The sequence below is a fragment of the Donghicola eburneus genome (assembly GCF_900115865.1).
GTDB lineage: Bacteria > Pseudomonadota > Alphaproteobacteria > Rhodobacterales > Rhodobacteraceae > Donghicola > Donghicola eburneus.
In genome coordinates, this window is sequence record NZ_FOXY01000009.1 from 180,706 (window position 1) to 207,634 (window position 26,929).

Here is a 26,929-nt window from a genome sequence, read left to right on the forward strand (position 1 = left end):
GGGACAGAAGATTAGAGCTCGAAATTTCTTCGCCCTTTTGACGCCAAGTCCGACTAGCATGGGCGGCAACGTTGATTATCTGCGTTACAAGACCAAGACAGAAAGGCCCGCCATGCAAGCAAGCTTCACTGTGAACGGCCGTCCGCAGCAGGTGGACGTGCCCGAGGATATGCCGTTGCTTTGGGTCCTTCGTGACATTCTGGGCATGACGGGCACCAAATATGGCTGCGGGATCGCGCAATGTGGCGCCTGTACCGTTCATTTGAACGGCGAGGCCGTGCGCTCTTGTCAAGTTGGCGCTTATGATCTGGAAGGCGCCGAGATCACAACGATTGAGGGGCTGGGGACGCCCGACGCCCCGCACCCAGTCCAAGAGGCTTGGATCGAAATGCAGGTCGCGCAGTGTGGCTACTGCCAGTCAGGGCAGATTATGCAGGCTGCGGCGTTGCTGAAGGACATCCCCGTGCCAACAGACGCCGAGATCGACGATGCGATGTCCGGCAATCTGTGCCGCTGCGCCAGTTACCCCCGCATCCGCGCCGCGATCCATCTCGCCACTACCAAGATTGGAGGTCGCTGATGGGCAAGCTGCGCACACTGACCCGCCGCACGTTTCTGATAGGGTCCGCCGCAATTGCTGGCGGCGTCGCCTTTGGCACCTATTTGGTCAAACGGTCGATCCCGAACCCTTTGCTAGACGATCTGCAGGACGGCGAGGCTGCTATCACACCTTATATTAAGATTGCGCCGGACGGGATTACCCTGATCACGCCGCGAGCGGATATGGGGCAGGGGGCCTATTCGATCCAAGCGCTCTTGATTGCCGAAGAGCTGGATATTGATCCGGCCACAACCACGATCACACCGGGCGCACCAGACCCTGCCTATTACAACGCCGCTGTTTTGGCCGAAGGCGTTCCTTTCCCCGCGTATGACCGCAGCACCATGGCCGAAACCGCGCGGGCCTTTATGTCGATCCCGGCCAAGCTGTTCGAGGTCCAAATCACCGGCGGATCTTCGACCGTACCCGACAGCTATGACAAACTGAGGACTGCAGGGGCCGTCGCTCGAGAGACCTTAAAAGAAGCCGCAGCACGCAAGCTTGGTGTCGCGCGTGCAGATGTATCCACGAAAAACGGGCAGGTGGTACTGCCGGACGGGACGGTAATCCCGTACACGGACCTTGCTGCGGATGCCGCGCAGTTGGATCCCGTGACAGAGGTTGAGCTCAAGCCTGCGACGACATGGACACGATTGGGCAAGCCGCAGCAGCGTCTGGACATGGTCGCCAAGTGCACCGGAACAGAGACCTATGGCATCGACTTGAACGTGGAGGGCATGGTGTATGCAACCGTCCGCGCAAATCCCGGTATTGGTGGCGGCATTGCACGTCTGAACAGTGATGCGGCCCGCACCACTGCAGGGGTGCAGCAAGTTTTGCCGATCACTAGTGCGGTCGCTGTGATCTCGGATAACACATGGAGCGCCTTTCAAGGCGCAAACGCGCTCGATATCACGTGGGGGCCAGCCCCCTTTCCCGAGAATTCAGATAGGATGTTCGAGGCACTCGAGGCCGCGCTTGGGGACGATGACGCATTTGACCACCGACAACGAGATGACGGCAACATCGACGCCGCATTGGAACAGGGCGCAGAGATCGACGTCACTTACCGCGTCCCCTATTTGCCCCATGCCCCAATGGAGCCGATGAACGCGCTGGTTCATCTGACCAAAGATGCCTGCGACATCTGGGTCGGCACGCAAATTCCGCTGTTCATCCGTAAAAAAGCCGCATCGATGACCGGGCTCGACGAAGAGCAAGTCCACGTCCACGTGCAACCAATGGGCGGCAGTTTTGGTCACCGGCTCGAGATGACCCACGTTGAGCAAGCGATTGAAATCGCAATCGAGATGCGCGGCACCCCCGTCAAACTGGTCTGGAGCCGAGAAGAAGATATGACCCACGACTACCCACGACCCGCGGCTGTCGCAAGGGGCCGCGGACGTACGGATTTGGGTCATGTCATCAGCATGGATTTGTCAGTCGCGCAATCTGCGATGACACCAAGCTGGATGCATCGCCTGACTGGTATGACCCTGCCCGGACCGGACGCGACGATCACAACGGGATCATGGGACCAACCTTTTGCGATCCCGAATTACCGCATCACGGGATACCGCGCACCCGACATGGTGCCCATATCGTCGTGGCGGTCAGTTGGCGCGTCGAGCAATGGGTTTTTCCACGATTGTCTGCTAGACGAATTGATCCATGCGGCAGGCGCTGATCCTCTGGCAGAGCGTACTCGGCTGTGCATGGATGACACCTCGCGCAAAGTGCTAGAGGCTGTCGGCGACATGTGCGGCTGGGACGGACCTGATCTGGGCTACAACCACGGGCGCGGTGTCGGGTTCTGCATGTCCTTTGGCGTCCCCTGTGCACAAGTCGTGGACGTAACGCAAACCGAAGAGGGCATTCGACTGGATCGCGTCTACGTCGCCGTAGATGTGGGCGATGTTTTGGACCCTGTGAACCTAGAGGCGCAGATAACTGGCAGCGTCCTTTTTGGCCTTGGCCATGCGATGAACTGCGAGCTGACCTACGCCGATCACGCGCCAGAACAGGACAACTTCTACGCCAATACCGGCCTGCGCCTGTACCAAGTGCCCGAGGTCAAAGTGAAGGCCCTGACCAACGGCACACGCATTCGTGGCATCGGAGAACCGGGTGTGCCCCCTGCAGCACCAGCGCTTGCCAATGCGATCTTTGCTGCGACGGGGCAGCGGATCAGGGAATTGCCCCTGAACCGCCATATCGATTTCGTTTAGTCGGCGCTGGTTTAGAGACCCCGTGCGAGACGCAAGGCGTCATAAATCGCGGCGTGCGTATTCCGCGCCGCGACAGCATCCCCGATCCGGAAAAGACGGAAGGCACCCTCGGGGTTCGTCTCGACCTCTTGGATCCCGCCTGTTGCCAACGCGTCGTAATCCACTTCGCCCCCATTGCGTGATAGCGGCTTGAGGTCAAAATAAAGCTCGTCCAGCGGACGGGTGCCGTGGTTGACCACCACCTGATCTACGATCCGCTCTTTCTGGAAATTGCCGTAGTCGGACCCAAGAATCGCCTTTAGCTGATTTCCCTCTTTCACGACGGATTTCAGCCGCCATGTCACCGTAAAGGTCACATCCCGCTCTTGCATCGCGCGCATGTAAGGCACGAGGTTCATGGCCATCACCTCGGGCGCAAACGAACGGTCGGGCGTCACGATTTCAACCTTTGCGCCGGTCGCGCTGATCATATCCGCCGCCTGCAGCCCCGAGTGGTCGCCCGCGTCGTCAAAAACCAGAACATCGTGACCCGCTTTGACATCGCCAGAGATGATATCCCAGCTCGACACCACCTTGTCATTTCCATCGGTCAGAACATCCGTATGAGGCAAACCACCTGTCGCGACAAAAACCTCGTCCGGATTGGTCGCCAGAACATCCTCGATCTCGGCATAGGTGTTGAACCGGAAATCTACACCTAGTTTTGTGCACTGCTCGAACCGCCATGCGATGATCGAGATCATCTCGCGGCGGCGCTCCTGCTGCGCTGTCAGGCGCAACTGGCCGCCCGGTTGATCGGCTGCCTCAAAAACTGTGACGTGGTGGCCTCGCTCTGCGCTAACCCGCGCTGCTTCCATACCTGCAGGGCCCGCACCGATGATCGTGACACGTTTGGGCGTCTCGGCTTTTTCGATGGTGTGAGGCTGCTCAACCTCGCGCCCCGTCGAGGGGTTGTGCGTACAAAGCGCCATTCCGCCCTGATAGATCCTGTCCAAACAATAGTTTGCGCCGACGCAGGGGCGGATATCATCCTCGCGCCCTTCGACAATTTTGCGCACTAGATGGGGGTCGGCCATGTGCGCGCGCGTCATACCGACCATGTCGACCTTGCCCGAGGCGATCGCATGGCGCGCTGTCGCGACGTCCGGGATCTTGGCCGCGTGGAAGGTCGGGAAGTCTGTGGCCGCCCGGATTTCGCCTGCAAAGTCCAGATGGGGTGCGTTGCGCATGCCTTGGATCGGGATCAAATCGGTCAAACCCGGATCAGTGTCGATATGGCCTTTGACCACGTTCAGGAAATCGACCATCCCGCTATCTTTGAAACGCTGAGAAATCGTCAGACCGTCCTCTTTGGTCAGGCCGCCTGGCAGGTCCTCATCGCCCGAATATCGAATGCCCACGATGAATTCTTTGCCGCAGCGCTCGCGGATCGCACCGAGTACGTCCCAGACAAAACGAAGGCGATTGTCCAAAGATCCGCCGTAGGGTCCCTCCAACGAATTCGTCAGTGGCGAATAGAACTGTTCCATCAAGTGGCCGTAGGACTCCAGCTCGATCCCATCCACACCGGCAGCCTGCATCCGCTCTGCCGCGTCGGCGTAGTCCTCAATGATGCGTGCGATATCCCAATCCTCTGCCACCTTGGGGAAGGCGCGGTGCGACGGTTCGCGCAGATGGCTTGCTGACACAACTGGCAGCCAGTCCGCTTTGTCCCACCGGGTCCGACGGCCCAAATGAGTCAACTGGATCATCACCGCGCAGCCATGGTCGTGACAAGCATCGACCATTTCCTTCATGTGGCCAACGACCTCGTCTTTCCATGCCAGAATGTTGTTAAAGACCGGCGGACTGTCTCGCGCCACGCTCGCCGAGCCCGCTGTCATGGTCAGGCCAACACCTGCCTTGGCACGCTCCAGATGGTAGGCGCGATAGCGTTCCTTGGGCATCCCATCCTCGGGATAGGCCGGCTCGTGACTGGTGATCATAATACGGTTTTTCAGCGTCAGGTGTTTCAGCTGAAAGGGCTGGAGCAAAGGATCATTAGACATTTCAGGCTCTCTGTGGACCGGGACTTGCGTTGAATGTTGAGTGATGCTGAATTAAAATGTTCATACCTGTCAAGAGACGTCTTTGCGTTAAGAATAAGAATGCGTGCGCACCTAAATGCTGCGCAGCATTTTTCATTCATAACTTATAACGATGATTTTTATTGACTAGGTTCTCTCGGAAATCTCCATCTTTCTGCAACGCAGCATTTTCAATTCACTAGAACCAAATAAACATTAATGCACATTCTTCCACATGCGGTCCATGAATGCTTGCCAACACTGGCCGCAATCCCTAGGAAATGAGGAATGAGTACAGAGCCCCTTCCAGAGCGCGGTTGGCGCGGATCACCTGATGTCTGGCTGGACGCTGCCTACGACGCGCTCCTTCAGGGCGGGATCGACTCTGTCAAAGTCATGCCCCTCGCCAATAAACTGAAGCTCTCGCGCACCAGCTTCTACTGGTTCTTCAAGGACAGAAAACAACTGCTCGACGGACTGTTGGACAGATGGGACGTCCGCACGACCAAGCCTTTGATCGCCGCAACGACCGAATACGCATACTCGGAAACAGAGGCGATGCTGAACGTGATTTTCACCTTTCTCGAAGGTCAGGCGTTTGACTCGCGTATGGAACTCGCAATCCGTTCTTGGGCGCAACAAGACCCAAATGTCGTCACACGCTTGCAACAGGCAGACACCCGCCGCATCGACGCATTGCGGGAAATGCTGGAAAAATGGGGACATGATCCGGCGGACGCGGATGTTCGCGCCCGCACGATTTATTTGGTGCAGGTCGGCTACATCTCGATGCAGGTGCAGGAACCTATCGAAGTGCGCTTGGAACGCTTTCCATCCTACGTCGAGATTTATACAGGCAAGCGCCCACCGGAGCACGAAATGGACCGCTTCAAAGCGCGTCTAGGCCTGCTCTAAATCGGCATCCAAAGTCCGAGCACCCAGATCACGCTAGGAATAGCCGCAATCGCCATTACCGTTTGCGTTGCCGTGATCCCCGCCATTAAAGGCGCGTCACCGCCAAGTTGCCGTGCAAGGATATAGGCCGATGACGCAGTTGGCAGGACTTGGAACAATAGTGCGGTGGTTAGCGCAGGGCCATGCAGTCCAAAGACCAGTGCGAAGGCCGCCGTCGCAAAAGGCATCAGCAGAAACTTAATGCCCGAAGAGACGGCAACAGGGGCCACCCACTGACGCGCCGTGCCAAGCTCTAGCGCAGCGCCCACACACAAAAGCCCCAGCGGGAGGGACGCGCCACCCAAAGCCTTGAGCGCACCGGCAATTCCAGAAGGCACGCCCAAACCCAGCATCTGAAACAGGATCCCCGCGAGTGAAGACATGATCAGCGGATTGCTGACCAGCTGCTTGCCCACCCCCAAAGCGTTCAGGCGCGCCCGCCCATGGCGCGCGAACACGAGGACGCACAAAATATTCACCGTCGGCACGATAGAGGCATTGCAGATCGCTGCCAACGCCACGCCTTGGGCCCCAAATATCCCCGCAGCCAGCGTGACACCAACATAGTTATTAAAGCGAACACTGCCCTGAAAAACCGAAGTGAAAGCGGGCCCATCCACGTGGATCAGCGGCCTCAGCAATACCACAAGCGCTCCGACCGTCACTGTGGCAAGCACCAAGGTCAGCGCCAGCTCCGCCACTGGCACCCCGCCCAAATCTGCGGTCGCAAGACTGTGAAAAAAGAGGCAAGGAAGCAGCACGTAATAGCTCATCCGCTCCGCCTGCGGCCAGAAGGCCGCTTGGATGAAGTCCGTTTTTCGCAGAACCGCGCCCGCGCCGATGATCAGAACAACCGGCATCAAAGCCAATAATACTGCTCCGCCCATCAATTTCTCCTTCTGGTTCTGGCCGCCAATGGCGGACCTCAAATCATGCATGGACGTATCACGCCAAATCGGCGCGGAAAAATTTTTAATACTCCCTCAATCCATGATATAATCTCATGGATTGGAGGACGGTTATGTCTATAAGGGCATTGCGCACATTGCAGGCCATCGCACGGCACGGTTCGTTCGCAAGTGCAGGCGCGGCCGTGGGCCTGACGCAATCGGCAGTCAGCCTTCAGGTCAAATCGCTCGAAGAAGACTTCGGAGCCAAGCTTTTTGACCGCTCTCGCAGACTTCCGGTGCTGACCGATGCGGGCAAAGTTCTGGTCGAAAAGTCCGGCGAAGTGCTCGCGCTTTACGATCAACTGGGACCAGCATTGAGCGAAGAGGGTGTACTAGCTGGCAAGGTGAAGCTAGGTGTGATCCAGACGGCTCTTGCAACGTATCTGCCCGACGCGCTCGTACAGTTAAATGCGGCACACCCTGATGCCCGTTTTCACGTGGTTGCGGGAATGTCGGTAGAGCTGGCCGCGCAAGTCGCCGCGCACGAGTTGGATGCGGCCATCACGACCGAACTTGTGCGGCCCCATCCTCCGGACCTCATCAGCACTCCGCTTTATGAAGATCAGTTCTGGGTGGTCGCCCCTAAGGGCCAAGAGCACCTATCGCCATCAGAGCTTTTGCAAGCCTATCCGTTTATCAGGTTTGACCGTGCGTCATGGGCCGGACGCATGATCGATCGTGCCCTACGACAGATGCAGATCCGCCCACAAGAGGAGATGATCCTCGACAATCAGCGCGTCATCCTAAGCATGGTCGAGCGCGGCCTTGGCACCGCGATTGTCCCCATGTCACCGCAGCTCGCGCAGGAGATCACGCTGACATGCCTGCCATTTGGAACGCCGCATATGACACGACGCATCGTCATGCTGGAACGCCAAGGCCATTCCGGCGGGCAACTCGCCGCCGCAATGGCAGAGGTGATGATTGATTTAGCCGGCTCGCGCAGCTGTTAGGGTCCGCCCGTTGCATCTACTCCAAACATTGGGCATGGACAGAAAAACCGAGGACCCTTGATGCCCTACGTCAGTCTCTTTTTCGCGGCATTCATTGCAGCGACTGTCCTGCCAATGCAGTCAGAGGTCCTATTGGCCTATTACCTACGCGACCCGGCGCTTTCGATTGCAGGACTCCTGATCGCGGCGACGGTCGGCAATGTTCTGGGGTCCACGGTCAACTGGTATTGCGGACGTTTCTTGCGCCACTTCCAAGATCGCAAATGGTTTCCAGTAAAACCAGAGCAACTGGGCCGCGCAGAACGCGTTTACCACAAGTACGGCCGCTGGAGCCTGTTAATGAGTTGGGCCCCGTTCATTGGTGATCCGCTAACAGTGATCGCGGGTATTCTGCGCGAGCCTTTGCCGAGTTTTCTACTGATCGTGACAATCGCCAAGGCCGCGCGGTATCTTCTGGTTGCGGGCCTTGCCTTGGCTTGGCTGTGAGCTCACACCAGAATCAAACGAGCGACACCAGACCAGCCACTGCGACCACGATCAAAACCACCCAAGTCAGGATCCAATTTTTTGGTGGCGTCATCCGGTAGCAATGGCCGCAGGACGTTGCGCCAAAGCGCAAATGATGGTTGCACCGAGGGCAGTGATAGACCCGCCAGACGCGGTCGGGTCGCGACTTGAACAAAAACATAAAAAATCACCAAAACACGTAAAATACGCGGGTAATTTACGCACTCTGGCTACTTTTCTCAAACCTTTACAGAGGTGTAGTGCTCTAGTTCGAAGCGAATATTCACATTGATGCCACAAGGGGATTGGGCATAGCTCGTCAAAGCATCGCTCAGCTTTTTGGCAAGCTCTTGGGCGAACGCGGCATCTCGGTGCTCCTTGGGGAGCATTGCGAGGCGCAGATAAATGTGACTGTGGTTGAACTCTGCGATCGGATGCGCTCGGCCTTTGCACGCGCCGGATGACGGATCATGAGCGTGGATCACGTCCTCGATCTTCTGCAGCACCTCTTTGGCGGGCAGGGTTTGGTCGGCGGAATAGTAAAGATCGGCGTGAGGCATTTGGTCTCCGGTCGTGCAGATAAGCTAATGTGCCGCGCTAAGATGCGCGGCAGAGGGGCCCTGCGCAACGGCTTTATCGTCAGCGCATCACGAAAGGGTTGGCCATCGGTTCTGCCGAAGTGTTGATCCACACCGTTTTGGTGCGTGTATAGTCATGGATCGCTTCGATCCCAGCTTCGCGACCATATCCCGACTGATTGAAGCCACCGAACGGCGCAATCGGAGAGATCGCGCGATAGGTGTTTACCCAGCAGATGCCGGACCTAATGCGCGCGCTGACCCGGTGGGCTCTGGCCAAGTTCTGAGTAAATATCCCAGAACCCAGCCCGAAATCGGAGTCGTTGGCCAGAGCCACTGCCTCTTCTTCGGTGTCAAAGGGCAAAAGCGACATGACAGGGCCGAACATTTCGACCTTGAGCGTTTCTGTCTCGGCGCTCGCGCACTCAACGAGTGTCGGTGCCATAAAATTCCCAGCGCGGTCGAGCGGTGTGCCACCGAAGTGGATGATCGCCCCTTGGGATTGCGCTTTGCCGAGTGTCGCTTTGATCGTGTTGATTTGCGCCTCGGTGCACAGCGGACCCAAGTGGGTATCGGCAGCCAGGGGGTCACCAACCACAATGCCTTTGGCCTTTTCAGTGATTTTCGCGATCAAACGCTCCAGAATAGGGCGATGCACCAGACCGCGCGACCCAGCCACACAGCTCTGACCAGAGGCCCCGAAATTCCCCGCAATCAAGCCATTCGCCGCACCGTTCAGGTCAGCATCCTCGAACACGATAATTGGAGATTTTCCCCCTAACTCTAATGAGGTCACTGCAAAATTCTGAGCCGAATTGCGGATCACGTGACGCGCCGTCTCTGGCCCACCTGTAAAGGCGATCCGATCAACGTCAGGATGACGGGTCAGGGGAATGGCGCAACTCTCGGCATCCCCAGTAACAACCGACACCACGCCCTTCGGGAAACCCGCTTCTTGTATCAATCTTGCGAATTCCAGCAACGGCGCCGGCGCGACTTCAGAGGCTTTGAGCACCACCGTGCACCCTGCCGCCAGCGCAGGCCCCAACTTGGTGGCCGTCAGGAACATCTGCGCGTTCCAAGGCACCACGGCTGCCACGACACCAATCGGCTCGCGCCGTGTAAAAACGTGCATATCGGGTTTGTCGATGGGCAGGACCGCGCCCTCAATCTTGTCCGCAAGACCGGCGTAATAGCGGTAGTAGTCACCGACATACTTGGTCTGACTCGCGGTTTCTGCCAGCAGTTTGCCACTATCCGTCGTTTCGATACGGCCAAGCGCTTCTGCATTCTCTTCGATCAAGTCGGCCAACCGGTAGAGAAGTTTGCCGCGCGCAGTCTGGGTCATGTCTCGCCATATGGGATCTTCCAAGGCACGCTTGGCCGCGGCAACAGCACGCTCGACATCAGTAGGCGCAGCGCACGCGAACGTCGCCCAAGGCGTCCCAGTCGCCGGATTTTCAGTGCACATGGTCTGACCCATCGCGCCCTCGCTAAAGGCGCCATCGATAAACAATTGAAAATGTTGCACGGCGGTCTCCTTCTTGGGGTGGGGGTCAGTGAAAGGCGGGCATGACTTCGTCGATAAACCGCGACAAAGACGCATGCTTCTTTTCGGCGCTCATGCCGCTATCGACCCAGAACGCGAATTCGTCGTACCCCATGTCCTCGTAAATTTTGATCTTATCGATCACCTGCTGCGAGGTGCCGATGGTCAGATCATTGAGCAAACTTTTGGCGTTCGTTATCGGGTTTGCCGCAACCTCTTCATCGGTCAACTCGGGCATCAGCCCCTGAGAGATCGGACGCTTGTTCTGGAACCACGCGCCAAAATAGGCATAGTAACGCGCCAAATCCTGCGCTGCGTGACCAACGTCTTCTTCGTCGCGCCCCACATAGGTGTGGTGCAGCAGCATGATCTTGGGGCGGGTGCCATCATGGGTCTCGCACGCCGCATCAAAGCGCTCCATGAGCGTGGTAATTTCCTCTATCCCTTGCCAAAGTGGCGTAACCTGAATGTTGAACCCGTTGTGCACGCCGAACTGATGACTGTTCGGGTCACGCGCCGCGATCCAGATCGGTGGGCCATCCTGCTGCACCGGCTTTGGCGAAGAGGTACTGCACGGAAAAGAATAGAACTGCCCCTCGTGCGCGTAATCGCCTTGCCACAGTTTGCGCAAGGTCGGGGCGGTCTCGCGCATCCGCAGGCCCGCTTCCCACGCGTCCATGCCTGGCATTACGCGCTCATACTCATAGACATAGGCACCACGCGCGATCCCCAACTCCAGCCTCCCGCCCGTCATCAGATCAGCAGCGGCAGCCTCTCCTGCCAGCTTGATCGGGTGCCAAAACGGTGCGATCACGGTTCCAGTCCCAAGGCGCACATTCTTGGTATGGTGCGCCAGATCGACCAGCGACATGAGCGGGTTCGGCGCGATCGTAAATTCCATCCCATGATGCTCTCCGGTCCAGATTGCACGCATCCCCCCGTCATCAGCCAGTTTGCAAAGGTCCAGAAATTCTTCGTAAAGGACCGCGTGAGGCTGCTGGGGATTGAGCCGTTCCATGTGCGCGAACAGAGAAAATTCCATCGTCAAAGCCTTTCCGAATAAGAGTGAATCTCTCCGCGATCGGCGTTCCCGATGTAGAGAGTGAAGTCGCGTGTGCGGGTTTCGCGAGCGAAGCGCGCGAGCATGCAGGCTTCTGCCGGACTGGCGCAGCGTGTCTCTGGCAAGTCCGCGATGGGCACCGGAACCAGTCCCGACGCAGGCTCTACCGCAGTTACCTTGCCCAGAAGCCATGAATGGTGCGCGCCAGAGCGGTCATCTTCGTAGACGGAATAGACTGGCCCTAGATTGACCGTGATGTGCCGCGCGGCCATGGCGGCGGCCAAACCATCCCGCAGGCCGATCCGATCCGAAACGGTCATTGCAGGCAAACGGTACCCTTGGTCCGAAGGTTCGAGCAGGACCTGATCCAGATACCGCAGAATTGCGCCGCACATATTTCGCTTGGCTGCGGGGTCACGGGCGGACCGTTCAAGCCCTAGGCTAAAGAACTGACCGTCCGCGTAGCCCAATCCGCGCGCGTCGTCTGTCTTGTAGGAGGTCACTTCGCCAATCAAGACACAGTGATCTCCGGCCTCTTGGGCGCTGTAGGTTCGGCACGTGAACTGCGCGATAGCCCCGTCGATTAGGGGCAAGTTCTGCGCCCCCACGTGGTGGGGCACCTTAGCGAACCGGTCGCCTTTGTAGCTGGCAAAGGTAGTCGCAACATTTTCTTGCCCCTCGGCCAAGACACTTACCGCGAAATCGGTGCAGCCCTCAAACGCCGTGTAGCTCGACAGGAATTTGCCGGGACACACCAGCAGCAGGGGCGGGCCCATGGAGACAGAGGCAAAGGAGTTCGCGGTGAAGCCTACGGGCATTCCATCAGCGTTTCGCGTGGTGACCACCGTCACACCCGTCATAAACCGGCCAAAGGCACTGCGCAGAGTGCGGGGATCAAAGTCAGTCATAGCTCGCACCTTTGTATCAAGCCCCGCAGAGCTGCACTCACAGCTGCGGGGTGCGTCATCGGCATCATGTGGGCAGCGCCATCCAAAACAACGGACCAACCATTTGACGCACGTTTCGCCATTGCGGCGGACATCTCTGGCGTTGAATTGGGCTCGTCTGATCCGGTCATAAAAAGGGCAGGGCAATTTAAAGCTCTCAGCGCTACATCGCTCGGCCCATCCTCGGCCGCGAACACTCGATAGGCCGCGCGGTATCCAGCGGGATCGGCGTTCGACAGCCATTCTGCGCAGGCCGAACGTTCAGCAGAGAGCGCCCGCCCGAACCAACGTCGCAAAGTCGGCTCTGGGTCTGCCAAGCTCGCGCCATCCAAAGAGGCCGCACGCGCCTGCACTGCGGCTTTGGCGTCGTCGGACCGACGGTAGATCGCATTAAACGCGCCAATGCCGCGCACAAGCTTTGGGTAGCGGCTGGCCAAATCCAACGCCATCATCGCGCCCATCGAATGACCGACCACAACCGCTGGCGTGCTCATTGCGTCTGCCACCGCCGTGACAAAATCCGACAATGTTGGCGCACCCGTCAGCATCGGGCTGTCTCCGTGCCCTGCCATATCTGGCGCGAGCACGCGAAATTCCTTGGACAATTCTTCGATCTGCGCGCCCCACGCCTCGGCCCGCAGGCCGACGCCGTGCAGAAGTAGAACTTGCGGGCCAGCGCCCGAAATGACGGCTTTCAGGCGCCCGAAATCAGACCGCTGCCGGGTTTTCCAAGTCATGGCCCAACTCCTTGAGGTCCTGATAGCGGTCCCCAATCCGGTGGTGCGGACGGCCTGTGGTCGCCGCGCCCAAAACGACCACGATCTCGTCTGCGCGGGGGGCGTCAGAGATCGCGAATTGGATGGTCAGATAGTGGGAGCGTCGACCCGCGTCGTTTTTATCCATCAGCGGCACCATAATCGGCGCATTGGCCGGCCCCCGTGTATTGGTGAAAGACAAGTAGGATTTGGCATCCACAGCCGAGCGGTAGTGGTTCCCAAAGCGCAGTGTGTGGATCAGCCCTGACGCATGCTCGACCTCGCCATCCAGACCAACAACGGCAGCTTTGCCGTAAGCCTCGATCTGATCTCCTCCCCCGGCGAGCGCGATCATCCGGTCGGTCAGCAAGACCCCAAGTTCAGGGCCATATGCGTATATCTCTGGCTTCAAGTCTTCGACATAGCGTCCGGCCCATGGGTTCTTGACCACTGCAGCCACAGCAAACATGCGCCAGGGTGTTTCAGCCTTGCGGAACCCTTCGATCAGGACTTCCTCTTCAAACGTCACAATTTTACGGATTTCCGGTTCCATAGATTTCCCTCGTCTCTGTCGGGAAAAGATATGATCCGCATGGACATTCCGGACAAACGAAGGAAAATCACCCTTAGCCATAAGCCAGACTAATGGGTGACTTCCATGATGCAAAAATCGCTTCCACCGCTGAACTGGTTTCGCGCATTCGAAGCCTCTGCCAGACGGTTGAGCTTTACCGCCGCGGCCGAAGAACTGAACATGACTCAGTCGGCGGTCAGTCAGCAAATCCGCGCGCTAGAGACCCGATTGGCGACCACGCTGTTCATCCGGCAAGCGCGGGGTCTGGCTCTGACGGACGATGGCCGCAAACTGCTACCCAAAGTTGAGAGTGCGCTAGAAACACTGGCCGCAGCCACCGCGCAGTTCGGGGTAGAGACAGAGGGCGCCCATCTCACTATTGCCTCGTCAGTGAGCATCATCGACTGGGTGATCGCCCCAGCGTTGCCAACTTATCTGGCAGAGCGGCCCGAGCTCTCGTTACGGCTTGTCAGCACCATCTGGCCGGACGATTTCACCGCCGCCCGGGCAGATGTCCAAATCTTTTTCGGCACGCAGAAGCAGGCCGGACGAGCAGCCCAACCCCTACGACCCAGTGTACTGATCCCCGTCAAATCCCCAAGTCTTACGGGTGATTTGAGTACTCTGCCTCTGATTGAGTCCGTGGGCACATCAGACGGATGGACGGGGTGGACGAACACATTTGGCGCGCCGACAGCGAAGCCAACGCTGTTCGTCGACACGTACGGCGCGGCTTTAGGCATGGCGACCGAAGGGAATGGCGTGGCGTTGGTCAGCGCTGTCTTGGCCGCACCCGCACTGGCCAGCGGCGCGTTGGTACAAGCGGATACGCGCAGTCTCTCAGCCAAGGAGGGCTACTATTTAAGCGTGCTTTCTGATTCTACCGCAGCGCGTGAATTCGCGGAATGGATGATATCGCTAACAGAGGCTGTCCCCTCTGCAGTGTAGTTTTGCGATTTCACACGATAAACTACTGCAAAAACCACCTATCCTATCCCCGAAAGGCGGCCCAAAACTCCGTTGATATAAAACATGTATCCGAAGGCGGTATTTCAGAGCCGAGTGGCCGTATTGAGAGGAGAGGAGCTTTTCTGAAAGATAGCGTAACTTCTTAGCGTTGACCGACAGGTGTCTTTTGAGCAGTACGACTATCGCCCTTTTCGAGCAAAATTCCGACCATGCGTCTACCTTGCGTGCAATGCTCGCGCAATTCCCAGCGCTAACCGTGCGCTGCTATGACACCCCCGCAGCTCTGCTGCAGGATGATGAACACGTCGATGTCTACGTTCTGGGTCTTGATGATTTGGGCAGCGCCGAAACGGATTTTCTGGCGAAACTACGCGCCACGCAGAATGGTATGATTGCCGGGATCGCCCTATGCTCTGCCAAAGACGAGCAAGAGCTCGTTCGTGCCTTCGAAGAGCATGACTTCGACAGCTTTGTTTCCAAGGATTGGGTATCGCCCGCTCAGATGTATTTGGCAGTCACTGCGGCCCTACGCAGCGCACGCTGGCGCCTGAACCACAAGTGCGCTGTGCACGGCATGCCAAACTTACGCTGTGGCAGCACGATCACGTTCCCAGAGGCCGCCGAATAAGAGCAGGCTATCCCCACTTGGCCAGAGACGCGGCCAGCTCTGGATGATCTATGGCGTAATCCTCGAGTTCGGACCCCGCTGCAGCGCAGTCCCATGCTTGCCGGACCGCCCGCACGCCGGCCGCAATTCCCATCGGGTGACCGTGGATGCCGCCTCCGCCCAGATACATGAGGTCCAGTGTTTGGCCGGTCCGGCGATAGGTCTCGACCGCTTGACCTCCCCATTGGCCAGAGCAAACCACGGGCAGGGGGCGATCATCCTCGGAAAAGATTGGCGTCATCACGTCCTCGAAGGACTGCACAAAGCTTTCGTCCGGCTCCCAGTATTTTGCGGCGATGCCGTTGATCTGGAACTGGTCGACCCCCAACAAGCGCCAAATCTTCTGATAGGCCGCGAAGTCCAGTCCGAGGCCGGGGTGCCGCGTCAGGATATCCCAGCCGTTCCGGTGCGCGTGCAGGCACAATTGCGAGCGTTTGCGTAAGAACGCCATGCCGCCGTAGCCGACCGAGTTGATGTTCACCACAGCAGCATTCCCTCCGTAGGACGCAACAATATCATGATTGCGCATCATAGTGTCGGGATCGGCGGAGCTGATGCCAAAGGCATACATGACCTTCTTGCCCGTCTTTTGCTGGTGTGAGTCGATCACTGGCATGATCGCTTTAACGCGCTCTTCTAGTGGCGAATAGGCGGGGCTCATCAGCTTTTCGTCGTCCTTGATGAAATCGACGCCTGCCTCGCACAAAGTTTTGACAACCGCTGCGGTTTCTTCTGGCAGCAGCCCCAAAGACGGCTTGATGATCGAGGCGATCATCGGCCCTTGATCAACCCCCATCAAATGTCGCGACCCAGTGATGCCGAATTGCGGGCCGGGGTGGCAGGCCCACTCTGGCGGCAGATCAATATCTCGAACACGAACGCCGGTCAGTCCTCGCACGGCAAACACACCGCCAACGGTAATAGTCATCAGCGCCGCAACATCAGTGCCCACAGCATCCATCGGGTAGGCGATGGTAACATCCGCCCGTCGGTAGCGCCCGACACCTTCTGGGTCGGGGAAAGAAGAAGTATCAACCGCGTCCAAGTGCGAAATCTCCACTACGCGCGCTGCACATCGCGCCTGCACTTCCGCCGTTTCGTTGGGTAACTCGGTGAAGGTTCCTGTGGACTGATCCGACGCAATTTTGGCGGCGAGGGGCTCTATTTCCCCAGCAGTTTCAAGTCGGTAAGTGACCTTAATCATGTTCTGCGACATCTTGCTCCCCCGCGTGACTCGGCCGACAGTAATAGTGATCATACCAGTTGACAAGGCAAGGGATCTTCGAAAGGCTCGGGCAGAGCATGGAGGAGAGCCAAAGATGAAAATTGCCCTAATCGGTTGCGGGTTCTTTGCCATGAACCAGCTGCACGCTTGGAACGGGATCGCGGGAGCAGAGGTTGTCGCTCTGTGCGATCGCGACCCGGAGCGGCTGTCACTCGCCGCCGCCTTGGCCCCCAAAGCCGCGGCCTACACCGACGCCGCAGAAATGTTCGCCGCTGGCGGATTTGACGTGGTGGATATTGCGACGACGGTTGGCTCTCATCGCGCATTGGTCGAGATGGCAGCTGCGCATCAAGTGCATGTCATCTGCCAAAAGCCGATCGCACCTACACTTGCCGATGCCCGCGCGATGGTCAATGCGGTCGACGCTACGGGCAAAACACTGATGATCCACGAGAATTTTCGCTGGCAATCGGCTGTCCGTGCGGTGATCGATGCGCTACGCAGTGGCACAATCGGCGAGCCGTTTTTCGGGCGGATCAGTTTTCGCTCGGGCTACGACGTCTATGCGGGCCAACCCTATCTGGCGGAAGGCGAACGTTTCATCATCGAGGACCTCGGCATCCACATCCTCGACATCGCGCGCGCGCTGTTCGGCGATGCCACGCGGATCACAGCCACTACGCGACGCGTCAACCCTGCGATCAAGGGCGAGGACGTTGCCACAATGCTGCTGGACCATGCAAGCGGCGTAACAAGTGTGGTGGACTGCTCTTATGCCACCCGCCGCAGCCCTGAAACCTTCCCCGAGAGTTTGATCGAGATCGACGGCACACTTGGCACGTTGCGGCTGGATGCGGGGTACACGCTGTCAGTTCAAATCGGCGATCAAGTAGAAACCCGCGATGTCTCGCCAACGCTTCTGTCTTGGGCGGACCGTCCGTGGCACAACATCCAAGAGAGCGTGCAGATCATCCAACAGCATTTTGTCGACTGCCTGAACCAAGGCATTGCACCGGAAACCGATGGGCAGGACAATCTCAAGACCTTTGCGTTGGTAGAAGCGGCCTATCTGTCAGCCAATGAAAATCGCACCGTGGACCTGACAGGGTTATGACACCGTTCGAATTGTACGGCACGGATGCCCTGAGCACACCGTCAGAGCTGGTCACACTCGGCGATCTCTCTTTCACCCTAGAAGCCGGAGCGCTGCGGCATATCACCTATAAAGGCGTCGAGATGCTGCGGGGCATCGCGTTTTTGGTCCGAGATCGCGACTGGGGCACGATGATGCCCTCTCTGACAGAAATCTCGCGCGACACTGCTGGGTGCTTCCGACTAGAGACGGAGGCGATATATGTCGGGACCGCCACGCTGACCGTCCGCATCGTGATCGAGGCCGACACCGATGGCTTGACCGTCCGCGCATCAGGCCAAAGCGATGGCTTGACCGTCCGCGCATCAGGCCAAAGCGATGGCGCTTTCGAAACGAACCGCGCGGGCTTTACCATCCTTCATCCAGCCGCCGTCGCGGGATGTTCGGCCCAAATCAGCCACTCTGACGGCAGCACGGATATGGCCCCGTTCCCGCTGATGATCGAGCCTTGGCAACCGTTTATGGACATCACCGCACTGACCCATGACCGTGCCGGCCTGCGGGTGAGTTGCGATCTGTCTGGCGATACCTTTGAAATGGAAGACCAACGGCAATGGGGCGACGCGAGCTTTAAAACCTACAACCGTCCTCTGGCCTTACCTTGGCCCTACGAGATCGCAGCTGGCATCCCGCTTGAGCAAAGCGTGCGTTTGAAGTGGACAGAAATTTCCGTTCACCCCGAACCAACAGTGCAGCAGAGCGTCCCAAACCCACACTTCCCCGAAACCGCGATTGTGATCACCGCAGCAGATGCTGACGCCCTGACAAAAGCGCCGAGTGACCTGACCGTCAGCGCCCAGCGCCTGCTTTGTCACTTGGATGCCGCCCTTGGCGGGACAGAGGCACAAATGCGGGCCTTTGCGGGGCTACAGAAAGCCATTCCTGATATCGCCTATGACTTGGAGTTGATCTGCAAGTTTGATGGTCCGGTTGAGGCAGAACTTATTTCGCTGCGCACCCAGATGGATGCAGCAGGCTTTGTCCCTGACAGCGTTTTGGTTTGCCCATCGGTTGATCGGCAGTCCACGCCTCCGGGCTCGGAATGGCCGGACTGTCCGCCTCTGGACGAAATCCACGAAGCTTCAGCCCGCGTCTTCAGCGATACGGTGCGCGGTGGCGGCATGGTCAGCTTCTTTCCCGAACTGAACCGCAAGCGCCCGCCGTTAGAACACCTGCATTTCGTCAGCCACAGCCTATGCCCGATTGTGCACGCCGCCGACGATTTGTCGGTGATGGAAACCCTCCAGACTCTTCCGCATATCACGCGCTCGGCCAGAGCCCTGATGGGCGATTGCGAGTATCGGCTTGGGCCTTCAACCATCGGAATGCGGCAGAACCCTTATGGCTCACGCACGATCCCGAACCCAAACCGGCAGAGGGTCTGTATGACGGATGACGATCCCCGCCACCGCGCGCACTTCGGGGCCGCATACACGCTGGGGGTTGCCACAGCGATCGCAGAGGCTGGCATCGCAATCTGGACGCCTGCAGCGCTATATGGTCCCCGAGGATTGACTGGACCGATCGTGCAGGTAATCGCCGCACTGTCGGAACACGCAGGGGCCCCCGTTCATCGCGCCGTCATCGACGAGGGCATCGCAGAGCTGCACGTTGGATCGACCAAATTCATGGCAAACCTGACCCCTCATGAGCGCGGAGGCCTGACGCCCTACGGGTGGTCGCGCAGCCCGCTTGCCGAGTAGTGGTATAACATCTTATACACCGTTGATATTGCTGCCCTAGCAGGAGCCCGCCATGATCCCGCCCGCCGCGCCCAAGGCAAGCCAAGACAAGATTGTCCGTCGTAAATTGTCCGATCAGGTTCTGGACAAGTTGCGAGAGATGATCCTGTCGCATGAGTTGAAGCCTGGGGATCACATGCCTTCGGAACGCGCCTTGATGGAACGGTTTGGCGTCGGACGACCTGCAGTGCGCGAAGCGTTGCAAAACTTACACAACAGCGGCCTCATCAGCATCAACCACGGCGAACGGTCCCGCGTGAACGCGATAGACGCCAACACTGTGCTCAGTCAGTCCGACCAAGTGGCCCGCATGGTCCTGAGCGCCGCGCCGGACAATCTGGAGCACCTGAAACAAGCACGGCAAATGTTTGAATTAGGAATGGTCCGACTGGCCGCACAGCAAGCGACGCCCCAAGATATCGCCGATCTGCGCAGCATCCACGCGACGCAGAGCATGCAGGATCAGGACGCCACCGCCTTTATCGAAGCAGACATGCGCTTTCACACACGCATTGCAGAAATTTCGGGAAATCCGATCATCGTGTCTGTCTCGCGGGCCATGCTTGGATGGCTGTTCGAGTACCACGTCAGCTTGTTGCACTGGTCCGGCAAAGAGGACGTAACGCTGGCCGAGCACGCCAAGATCATCGATCTGGTCGAAGCTGGGGATGCTGACGGAGCTGTCAGCGAGATGGCCAAACACCTTGACCGTGCGGCTGCAGTATTCGAACCCAAGGGTTAACGAGGGCCGCCGCCCTCTCTGATCCAACCAAAGAAATCCATGCTACCCATTTGGCCGCCCTTGAGTGCGATTTGCAGACCGTCATGGCGATCTCCCCCATAGCCGACGCACAAGGACGCCCCTGGAATGGTGGGCGCAAGGGCCTGCAAAGCTTCTAGGCCCAAGGCGCGCATCCCATGTCCCGACGTATCCCCGCCGGAGATTACGGCGCGGCGGATGTCACAGCCTTGCAAAATGCCATCCAGCACGCGGCCTAGACCCATGCCGATCGCTTTGTTCGCCTCTTCCATTGGAATGCCCGCTGTACTTGCAGCTTCTCTGGCAGCAGAAACGGCGGGGTCATCCGGACCTGTGGCCGAGCAGATCAGCGGGCTATGGCCTTCGGCTGCTGCTTTCACGCCCGCAGATATTGCCGCTGAAATCACTTGATCGGCGCTATGGGAGTCTCGAATGATCGCCGCGGCATCAAACCGAATGACCTCGAAACCGTTCGCTTTGGCCCACGCGATCTGCTGTGCGGTGCTGGGAGAGACAGAGCCGGAGACTACAGCGATCTGATCGACCATGCCAGCAGAACGCGGGCTGGGGGCAGGTGTAATAAGTCCTTGGTCCTGCCAATGGCGAACAAGCGCATATTCAACCCCTTGAGACCCAATAACAAAGCTCAGATCCTGCCTGTTCTCCCACAGCAACCGACCAGCGGCCAATTCGCTGCGCTCTTCCATACTGTCGACCGACAATAGTTGCGCGCCCTCAGAAAGAAGCGTTTGCAAACGCGCCTCCCCATCGCTCCAGAGTGCCTCTAGATCAATCAAACCGCTCGGAAGACTGGTCTGCGCTGCGATGTGCTGCAGCAAATCCGCCTCTTGCATCGGTGTGACTGGATGGCGTGACATAACGGGATGGCGATCAAGCCGGAACACCCCGTCAAAGGTGCCAGCAAAGAGATGACCAAAGGCTTGGTATCTGCGCATCTGGGGCGCAGCCGTCAGCATTGGAATTGCACGCGCGCCGGTGACACTGAGACCGATCTCTGCCGCCTTGCCAATGCTTCCCACATGGGGGGCCGAGTCGAACGTCGAACAGACCTTGTAGTGCAAAAGCGGCGCGCCTGTGCCCAACAGGAACCGGAATGCATCAGGCAGATGGCTGGCCATCCAATCGGGTCCCTCGGCTCTAGCGGTACTGGCAACACCGATCGCGCTGCAATCGGCAAAACGCGCGCACACCTGATCCGAAGGCGTGTCTGCGAACAACACGGCGTCTATTCCGGCAAAGGCCAGCACCTCCATCACTGCGGCCGCGCCGGTGAAGTCGTCCCCGAACCAACTGATCAAAGGTGCCAAAGCGCATCCCCCTCCATTTTCCGCCGCACAAGCCGCGTTGACAATCTGGAGTGGATATTATCTGATCATACCAGTTAGGCAAGTCATCCCGAAGACGGGATCTGGAGGAGAATTCAAAATGACCAAAGTGGCTCTGTTCGGCGCTGGTGGGAAAATGGGCGTTCGGACCGCCCTAAATCTGGCGGAAACCGATTTCGAGGTCGCCCATGTCGAAGTCAGCGAACCGGGCCGCGCCCGCCTGAAAGAGGCTGTTGGGGCCGATTGTGTCGAAGTAGACGACGCGCTGGCCAGCGCAGAGGTCGTCATTCTGGCCGTTCCGGACACCGCAATCGGCGCAGTCGCAGGGGGCATTGTCGACAAGCTGAATCCCGGCACGATGGTCGTGATCCTTGATGCCGCCGCACCCCACGCGGGTCACCTGCCTCCGCGCGAGGACATCACCTATTTCGTTACGCACCCCTGCCACCCGGCGATCTACCACAACGAAGAAACAGAAGCTGCGCGTCTCGACCGGTTTGGCGGCGTGGCACACCCGCAGGGCGTCGTGAATGCCCTCATGCAAGGCCCCGAAGGGCACTACGCCCTAGGCGACTCCATCGCCAAAGCGATCTATGCGCCTGTCCGCCAAACCTATCGCGTGACCGTGGAACAAATGGCTTATCTGGAACCGGGCCTGTCAGAAACTGTCTGCGCCTCTTTGCTGGTCGTGATGAAGCAAGCCATGGACGAGGTCGTGAAAACCGGCGTGTCCGAAGAATGTGCCAAAGACTTCCTACTGGGGCACATGAACATCCTTGGCGCTGTAATTTTCGGCGTCCAAGAGGGGCAGTTCTCGGATGCCTGCAACAAGGCTATCGAGTTCGGTATCCCCGCCTTGATGCGAGATGACTGGAAAAAGGTCTTCGAGCCGCAAGAGATCATGGACTCGATCAAGCGGATCACCTGATATCGTTTGAATGGTAAGCTTTGCGCAGCGGGACTCTGCTGCGCACCCCTCGACCTGAAACTTGGAAACGGTGGCGTAGCATGGTTTTGTCTTTGACGAGGAGGCGGCCATGATCACCGAAAAACAAAAGATGTTGGCTGGCGAGTATTACATCGCCTCTGACCCCGAACTTCAGGCCGACGTTCAGCGGGCTGCGCAGTGGATGGACCGCTTTAACGCGTCGCAGTCACGGACACCCAAACAGACGGATACCTTGTTGCGAGAGGGGCTTGGACAGGTGGGCCAAGACTGCATAGTTCGGCCTCCTTTCTACTGCGACTACGGCTACAACATCGCGCTTGGCACCGCTGTTTTCATCAATTTCAATTGCTGCATTTTAGACGTAGCGCCGGTCACGATCGGTGATCAGACCCTCATTGGGCCGGGCGTTCAGATCCTCACCGCCGATCACCCGCGGGACCCAGAGCAGCGGCGACAGATGCTAGAGTATGGTCGACCCGTTCACATTGGCAGGAATGTCTGGATCGGAGCAGGGGCAATTATTTTGCCCGGCGTGACAATCGGGAACGACGCGATCATTGGCGCTGGAAGTGTGGTGACGCGCGATGTCCCTGCACGCGCGACGGCGATGGGCAATCCGGCGCGGGTCAAAACGACTGTACCGACTGGCGACCGTCCATAAATTCATCCACAGTCGGTATAATTTCCGCCTAGAGGTCCAAGCTGTCTTATTGTGCGGGCGCGGCAGGCTTCCTACTTGCTAAGCATGGCTTATCAGATATCCCAAACCGTCGGCCCCGTGTTGTTTCTGGACAGCGTGTCAGAGGCGCGGGTGCACCTTGCTGCGCTTTTCATCACCAGCGGCGAAATACCTGCACCAGTTGTGGTAGACGGGCGCGAGGAGCAGCCCCAAAGCATTGCGACATATGACACGGCCACCGTCTGGCGCGTGCGGTTCTCGCTGCCAGCGGACGCGGCATCAAGCTATGTATGGAACGGCGAAACCTATCCTGTCGCGGGGGATTTGGGCGGCGATCTGCGTATGGGCTACGTGTCCTGCAACGGCGAAGAGATCGGCGACATGGAGCGCGAAGGGTCCGAGCGGAACGCCATGTGGGCGCGTCTACGCGAACAGCACCGCACACGGCCATTGTCCTTGCTTCTGCATGGTGGGGACCAAGTGTATGCCGACGAAGTAACCAGCGGCCACCCGCTGAGCGAAGGCTGGCCAGACGACATCCCCATAGACCCATCACGCGCCGATTTGGCTGACCTATCGCACCATCTGCGCGAGCGGTTCATGGCCCGATATGCCGCGCTCTATGCAGCTCCGGAGTTCGCCTGGCTGGCGGCGCGGGTACCCTCTTTGATGCAGTGGGACGATCACGATATTTGCGACGGTTGGGGCTCGCTCAAACGCTCACGTACGTACTCACCAGTGGGTCAAACGCTGTTCGCCGCCGCCAGAGAGGCATTTTTAGTTTTCCAGCATGCGACGTCCGAAGGCGATTTGCCCTCGCGATTTGCTGATCCAAAGGGCCAACACTTGGGCTGGACCATAAACACCCCAAGCCTTCGAATAATCGCGCCCGATTTGCGCGGCGAACGCACGCGTCGCCAAGTTATGGGCGAGGGCGGTTGGACCATGATGGACGCCGAAGCCAATCGCGATGCCGAAGGGCACACTTTTCTGATGTCCAGCGTTCCACTTCTTGGCCCGCGTCTATCGATCCTCGAGGCGATTATGGTCGCGATCCCCAGCATGCAGAAATACGAAGACGACTTGCGGGATCAATGGCAAAGTCGCGCCCACCGCGATGAGTGGCGCCGGATGCTACGATTGGTCCGCGACATGGCTCTGCGCGAAGGACACGACATCACAGCTCTGTCCGGCGAGATCCATTTGGCGACTCGGGCGACAATGGACTTGGGTCAGGGGCTGGAATTGAATCAATTGGTCGCGTCCGGCGTCGCCCACCGCGCGCCGCCCGAGGCATGGGCTCGCACGCTCGGGGCGCTGTCATGGCTGGGGGAAAACCCGCTACCAGAGCATCCCATCCGGATTGCCCCGCTGCCCGGGCAATCGAGCCGCTACACCGCAGAGCGGAACTACCTTTTGATCGAGCGCGAAAGCGGGCAATGGCAGGCCCGATGGGACCTAGAGAGCAGCGGATTAACACCCCGACTACAGCTCTGAATTCACCGCATTTTTCTTTTCATCAGGCCTCTCAAGCGCGGGGCATCGCGCAATACTTTCGTTTAGAATATCGCGTCGCGGTGAGCGCAGTGCGATTTGAAATGCCTCACAACTTCTAATAAAGCACTTATACCGCACATCTTTTATTGCATAAATTTCAAACACTTGGTCAATTTTCTGCTGCGCAGCAATTCCACACCATACCTTTGCATTAAGCTTCCACCAAAGACACTGGAAACTCCTAGTTTGAGCGGGCTGCATTCATGGATGGGAATGTGTCAGTTGTATTTTCGGAAACACGTAAATGCACTTCAGCAATCCGCATCGTAGGGAACAGCAGATGACGTTGCACCGCACAAATGAATTTCTCTCGTCAGCAGAGAACAACTTTACCAAAGGGTATGATCTACTTGGCGCGCCCGTTGTGATAGCGGATCGGGACTTTGTGATCCGCTATCTGAACGATGCAGCGCGCTCCATGTTCAAGCGCATGGAAGCAGATATCCGACAAGAGGTGGCTGGTTTCGTGGCAGAAGATGTTCTGGGACAACCGATTGACCTCTTCCACAAAAGCCCTCATGTCCAGCGCGCGATGCTGCAATCGCTGAAATCACCCTACAAGGGTCAATTCACCGTCGGGGGCTCCTCGGTTGAATTTCTGGCGACGCCTGCGTTTGATACCTACGGGGAAGTCGACATGTATCTGGTAGAGTGGCGCGACGTCACTGATGCCAAGAAGGGCCAAACGCAGGTTGCCGAGCTGATGTCACGGGTGAGCGAGATGGCAAAAGCGCACTACGACGGGATGATCAGTCATTTCGTCGACACGGCAACGCTTGAAGGCGACTACGCCGCAGTCGCAGAGCAAATCAACCAGATGGTTGCTGGTCATATCTCGATTAAAAAGCAGATCATTGGCTGTATGCAGGCCTACGCCAAAGGCGACTTTGACAAGGGGATTGAGCGCCAGCCGGGGGAGCGGGTGTTTATCAATCACGCGGTGGACGAGGTGCGCACATCCTTCCAGACCATCGTGACCGAGGTCGATGCCATGTCCACAGCAATCGTGAATGGCGAATTGGACCGCAACACCCACGCAGATGCCTTTCAGGGGCAATACAAGACGATTATCGAAAGCTTTGAGCGTGCCTACGACAGCTTGAACACCACCTTCACCAGTATTCGGGACCAAATCGAGGATATCTCGGGGTCAATAAATCAGGTCAACGAGTCGGCAGCAAGCATGTCTACGAGTGCGCAAGAGCAGTCAGCGGCGATTGAACAGATCTCCCGTTCGATTGAGGCGGCAGACTCATTTGCCCGTGCCAACAACACTGCCGTGCAAGAGGCACAGGGATTGATCGGGCAGACACGTCAGATCTCCGAGGCTGGCAGCACAAAGGTCGAAGAGATGCATGCAGCGATGGAGCAGATCACAAACTCGTCTTCCAACATCAAGAAAATCATCAAAGTCATCGATGAAATCGCATTCCAAACGAACTTGCTGGCTCTGAATGCCGCAGTCGAGGCGGCACGCGCAGGCGATCAGGGGCGTGGATTTGCCGTAGTCGCCCAAGAGGTTCGCAGCCTTGCCAGCCGGTCGGCGACGGCCGCCAAAGAAACCTCAGACCTCATCGAGGCATCGACGAAACATGTCGCGGCGGGCACCAAGCTGTCCAAAGAAACACGTGAAGCCTTTGTGGAGATTTCGGACAAGGTGCAGCTGATCGAAAGCAAGGCCGATGCGATCTCGGACGGTTCCAGAGAGCAGGCGCGAGGTGTTTCGGAGATTTCAACCGCAGTAGTCGAGCTTAATAAATCCAGCGCCTTGGTCGCCAGCAGCAGTCACGAATTGGCTGGCGAAACGGGCCGTATGGAGATGGCAGCGCACTCCGTCAAAGACGCAATCAATTCGCTGCAACTCCGCGAACGCAGGTCACCGGCGGCGGCTCCGTTTGCAGAGGTGGACAGCGACATGCAACGCCAGATTATGCAGTTTCTTGCACAAAATGGGGTCGACATGCGCCAAGTGAGCCGCCGCTGAACGAGTGGGCGATGTTGGGACCCTAGTGTGCTTGGAAGCGCTATCCGAAATAGTCCTCAGTTACCCCGCCCTCACAATACCTTCGGAAAGTGATATGTGTCACAAAAGGTGAAGAAAACCTGAAGCCTAACGGAGCTGATTACCTCAGCACGGTCAATGTTGAAGGTGAGCAGAAT

General features: G+C 58.0%; 24 protein-coding genes. 14 read left to right on the plus strand and 10 right to left on the minus strand.

What is annotated here, in order from left to right; genetic code table 11:
* The first annotated feature begins 112 nt into the window (after positions 1-112).
* Both BM225_RS16110 and BM225_RS16115 read left to right on the plus strand, forming a co-directional pair.
* The gene (locus BM225_RS16110; protein WP_092464999.1) at positions 113-580 is read left to right on the plus strand and encodes a (2Fe-2S)-binding protein; all 468 of its coding nucleotides are present in this window, start codon (positions 113-115) and stop codon (positions 578-580) included.
* Complete coding sequence (locus BM225_RS16115) at positions 580-2,829, plus strand: xanthine dehydrogenase family protein molybdopterin-binding subunit (RefSeq protein WP_092464964.1); 2,250 nt, start codon at positions 580-582, stop codon at positions 2,827-2,829. Before BM225_RS16110 ends, BM225_RS16115 begins: the two co-directional genes overlap by 1 nt.
* 11 nt (positions 2,830-2,840) lie before the next feature.
* Here BM225_RS16115 and hpbA read toward each other — a convergent pair whose 3' ends face one another.
* The gene (gene hpbA / locus BM225_RS16120) at positions 2,841-4,877 is read right to left on the minus strand and encodes an N-methyl-L-proline N-demethylase HpbA (RefSeq protein ID WP_092464965.1); all 2,037 of its coding nucleotides are present in this window, start codon (positions 4,875-4,877) and stop codon (positions 2,841-2,843) included.
* Positions 4,878-5,183: 306 nt separating this feature from the next.
* Here hpbA and BM225_RS16125 point away from each other — a divergent pair, with 306 nt between their 5' ends.
* Positions 5,184-5,810: a TetR/AcrR family transcriptional regulator gene (locus BM225_RS16125; protein WP_092464966.1), complete on the plus strand. Its 627-nt coding sequence runs from the start codon at positions 5,184-5,186 to the stop codon at positions 5,808-5,810.
* On the opposite strand, the gene BM225_RS16130 is transcribed toward BM225_RS16125, so the two are convergent.
* Positions 5,807-6,736 (minus strand): AEC family transporter, encoded by a 930-nt coding sequence (locus BM225_RS16130; RefSeq protein WP_092464967.1) that lies wholly within the window; start codon positions 6,734-6,736, stop codon positions 5,807-5,809. The two genes, BM225_RS16125 and BM225_RS16130, sit on opposite strands and share 4 nt — an antisense overlap.
* 134 nt (positions 6,737-6,870) lie before the next feature.
* Here BM225_RS16130 and BM225_RS16135 point away from each other — a divergent pair, with 134 nt between their 5' ends.
* On the plus strand, positions 6,871-7,752 hold the full coding sequence (locus BM225_RS16135; protein WP_092464968.1) for a LysR family transcriptional regulator: 882 nt from the start codon (positions 6,871-6,873) through the stop codon (positions 7,750-7,752).
* Positions 7,753-7,812: 60 nt separating this feature from the next.
* The gene (locus BM225_RS16140) at positions 7,813-8,238 is read left to right on the plus strand and encodes a YqaA family protein (protein WP_092464969.1); all 426 of its coding nucleotides are present in this window, start codon (positions 7,813-7,815) and stop codon (positions 8,236-8,238) included.
* A 260-nt stretch (positions 8,239-8,498) separates the two neighbouring features.
* On the opposite strand, the gene BM225_RS16150 is transcribed toward BM225_RS16140, so the two are convergent.
* The 6 genes from BM225_RS16150 to BM225_RS16175 all read right to left on the minus strand — a co-directional run bounded on the left by BM225_RS16150 (position 8,499) and on the right by BM225_RS16175 (position 13,701).
* The gene (locus BM225_RS16150; RefSeq protein ID WP_092464971.1) at positions 8,499-8,819 is read right to left on the minus strand and encodes a hypothetical protein; all 321 of its coding nucleotides are present in this window, start codon (positions 8,817-8,819) and stop codon (positions 8,499-8,501) included.
* A gap of 79 nt (positions 8,820-8,898) precedes the next feature.
* Positions 8,899-10,368 carry an aldehyde dehydrogenase gene (locus BM225_RS16155; RefSeq protein WP_245780520.1) on the minus strand — a complete coding sequence of 490 codons (1,470 nt, stop codon included), beginning with the start codon at positions 10,366-10,368 and terminating at the stop codon, positions 8,899-8,901.
* Positions 10,369-10,393: 25 nt separating this feature from the next.
* Positions 10,394-11,428: an LLM class flavin-dependent oxidoreductase gene (locus BM225_RS16160; protein WP_092464973.1), complete on the minus strand. Its 1,035-nt coding sequence runs from the start codon at positions 11,426-11,428 to the stop codon at positions 10,394-10,396.
* A 2-nt stretch (positions 11,429-11,430) separates the two neighbouring features.
* Entirely contained in the window at positions 11,431-12,354 is a 924-nt protein-coding gene (locus BM225_RS16165) for a flavin reductase family protein (protein WP_092464974.1), read from the minus strand.
* Positions 12,351-13,130 carry an alpha/beta fold hydrolase gene (locus tag BM225_RS16170; protein ID WP_092464975.1) on the minus strand — a complete coding sequence of 260 codons (780 nt, stop codon included), beginning with the start codon at positions 13,128-13,130 and terminating at the stop codon, positions 12,351-12,353. The genes BM225_RS16165 and BM225_RS16170 overlap by 4 nt, the downstream gene beginning before the upstream one ends.
* Positions 13,102-13,701: an amino acid synthesis family protein gene (locus BM225_RS16175; RefSeq protein WP_092464976.1), complete on the minus strand. Its 600-nt coding sequence runs from the start codon at positions 13,699-13,701 to the stop codon at positions 13,102-13,104. The genes BM225_RS16170 and BM225_RS16175 overlap by 29 nt, the downstream gene beginning before the upstream one ends.
* Positions 13,702-13,806: 105 nt before the next feature.
* Between BM225_RS16175 and BM225_RS16180 the strand changes: the two genes are divergently transcribed.
* Together BM225_RS16180 and BM225_RS16185 are read left to right on the plus strand one after the other, a co-directional pair.
* Complete coding sequence (locus BM225_RS16180; protein WP_245780521.1) at positions 13,807-14,670, plus strand: LysR family transcriptional regulator; 864 nt, start codon at positions 13,807-13,809, stop codon at positions 14,668-14,670.
* Positions 14,671-14,857: 187 nt separating this feature from the next.
* Positions 14,858-15,319 (plus strand): response regulator, encoded by a 462-nt coding sequence (locus BM225_RS16185; RefSeq protein ID WP_143095403.1) that lies wholly within the window; start codon positions 14,858-14,860, stop codon positions 15,317-15,319.
* A gap of 7 nt (positions 15,320-15,326) precedes the next feature.
* On the opposite strand, the gene oiaX is transcribed toward BM225_RS16185, so the two are convergent.
* On the minus strand, positions 15,327-16,574 hold the full coding sequence (oiaX, locus tag BM225_RS16190) for a 3-oxo-isoapionate-4-phosphate decarboxylase OiaX (protein WP_218157065.1): 1,248 nt from the start codon (positions 16,572-16,574) through the stop codon (positions 15,327-15,329).
* A 103-nt stretch (positions 16,575-16,677) separates the two neighbouring features.
* Here oiaX and BM225_RS16195 point away from each other — a divergent pair, with 103 nt between their 5' ends.
* From BM225_RS16195 to nanR, 3 genes are read left to right on the plus strand one after another with little or no spacing between them, the layout of a single operon-like run.
* Positions 16,678-17,697 carry a Gfo/Idh/MocA family protein gene (locus BM225_RS16195; protein ID WP_092464978.1) on the plus strand — a complete coding sequence of 340 codons (1,020 nt, stop codon included), beginning with the start codon at positions 16,678-16,680 and terminating at the stop codon, positions 17,695-17,697.
* Complete coding sequence (locus tag BM225_RS16200) at positions 17,694-19,439, plus strand: D-apionate lactonase family protein (protein WP_092464979.1); 1,746 nt, start codon at positions 17,694-17,696, stop codon at positions 19,437-19,439. Before BM225_RS16195 ends, BM225_RS16200 begins: the two co-directional genes overlap by 4 nt.
* A gap of 52 nt (positions 19,440-19,491) precedes the next feature.
* Positions 19,492-20,220, plus strand: a complete 729-nt coding sequence (gene nanR / locus BM225_RS16205; RefSeq protein WP_092464980.1) for a transcriptional regulator NanR — start codon at positions 19,492-19,494, stop codon at positions 20,218-20,220.
* Here nanR and BM225_RS16210 read toward each other — a convergent pair.
* Entirely contained in the window at positions 20,217-21,566 is a 1,350-nt protein-coding gene (locus tag BM225_RS16210) for a four-carbon acid sugar kinase family protein (RefSeq protein ID WP_092464981.1), read from the minus strand. The two genes, nanR and BM225_RS16210, sit on opposite strands and share 4 nt — an antisense overlap.
* A 118-nt stretch (positions 21,567-21,684) precedes the next feature.
* Here BM225_RS16210 and BM225_RS16215 point away from each other — a divergent pair, with 118 nt between their 5' ends.
* The 4 genes from BM225_RS16215 (at position 21,685) to BM225_RS16230 (ending at position 26,753) form a co-directional block, all read left to right on the plus strand.
* Positions 21,685-22,512: a phosphogluconate dehydrogenase C-terminal domain-containing protein gene (locus BM225_RS16215; protein WP_092464982.1), complete on the plus strand. Its 828-nt coding sequence runs from the start codon at positions 21,685-21,687 to the stop codon at positions 22,510-22,512.
* A gap of 109 nt (positions 22,513-22,621) precedes the next feature.
* Positions 22,622-23,194, plus strand: coding sequence for a sugar O-acetyltransferase (locus tag BM225_RS16220; RefSeq protein ID WP_092464983.1), 573 nt, complete (start codon positions 22,622-22,624; stop codon positions 23,192-23,194).
* 84 nt (positions 23,195-23,278) lie between these two features.
* Positions 23,279-24,709: an alkaline phosphatase D family protein gene (locus tag BM225_RS16225; RefSeq protein ID WP_092464984.1), complete on the plus strand. Its 1,431-nt coding sequence runs from the start codon at positions 23,279-23,281 to the stop codon at positions 24,707-24,709.
* Positions 24,710-25,049: 340 nt separating this feature from the next.
* Positions 25,050-26,753, plus strand: a complete 1,704-nt coding sequence (locus tag BM225_RS16230) for a methyl-accepting chemotaxis protein (RefSeq protein WP_177218641.1) — start codon at positions 25,050-25,052, stop codon at positions 26,751-26,753.
* Positions 26,754-26,929: the final 176 nt, after the last annotated feature.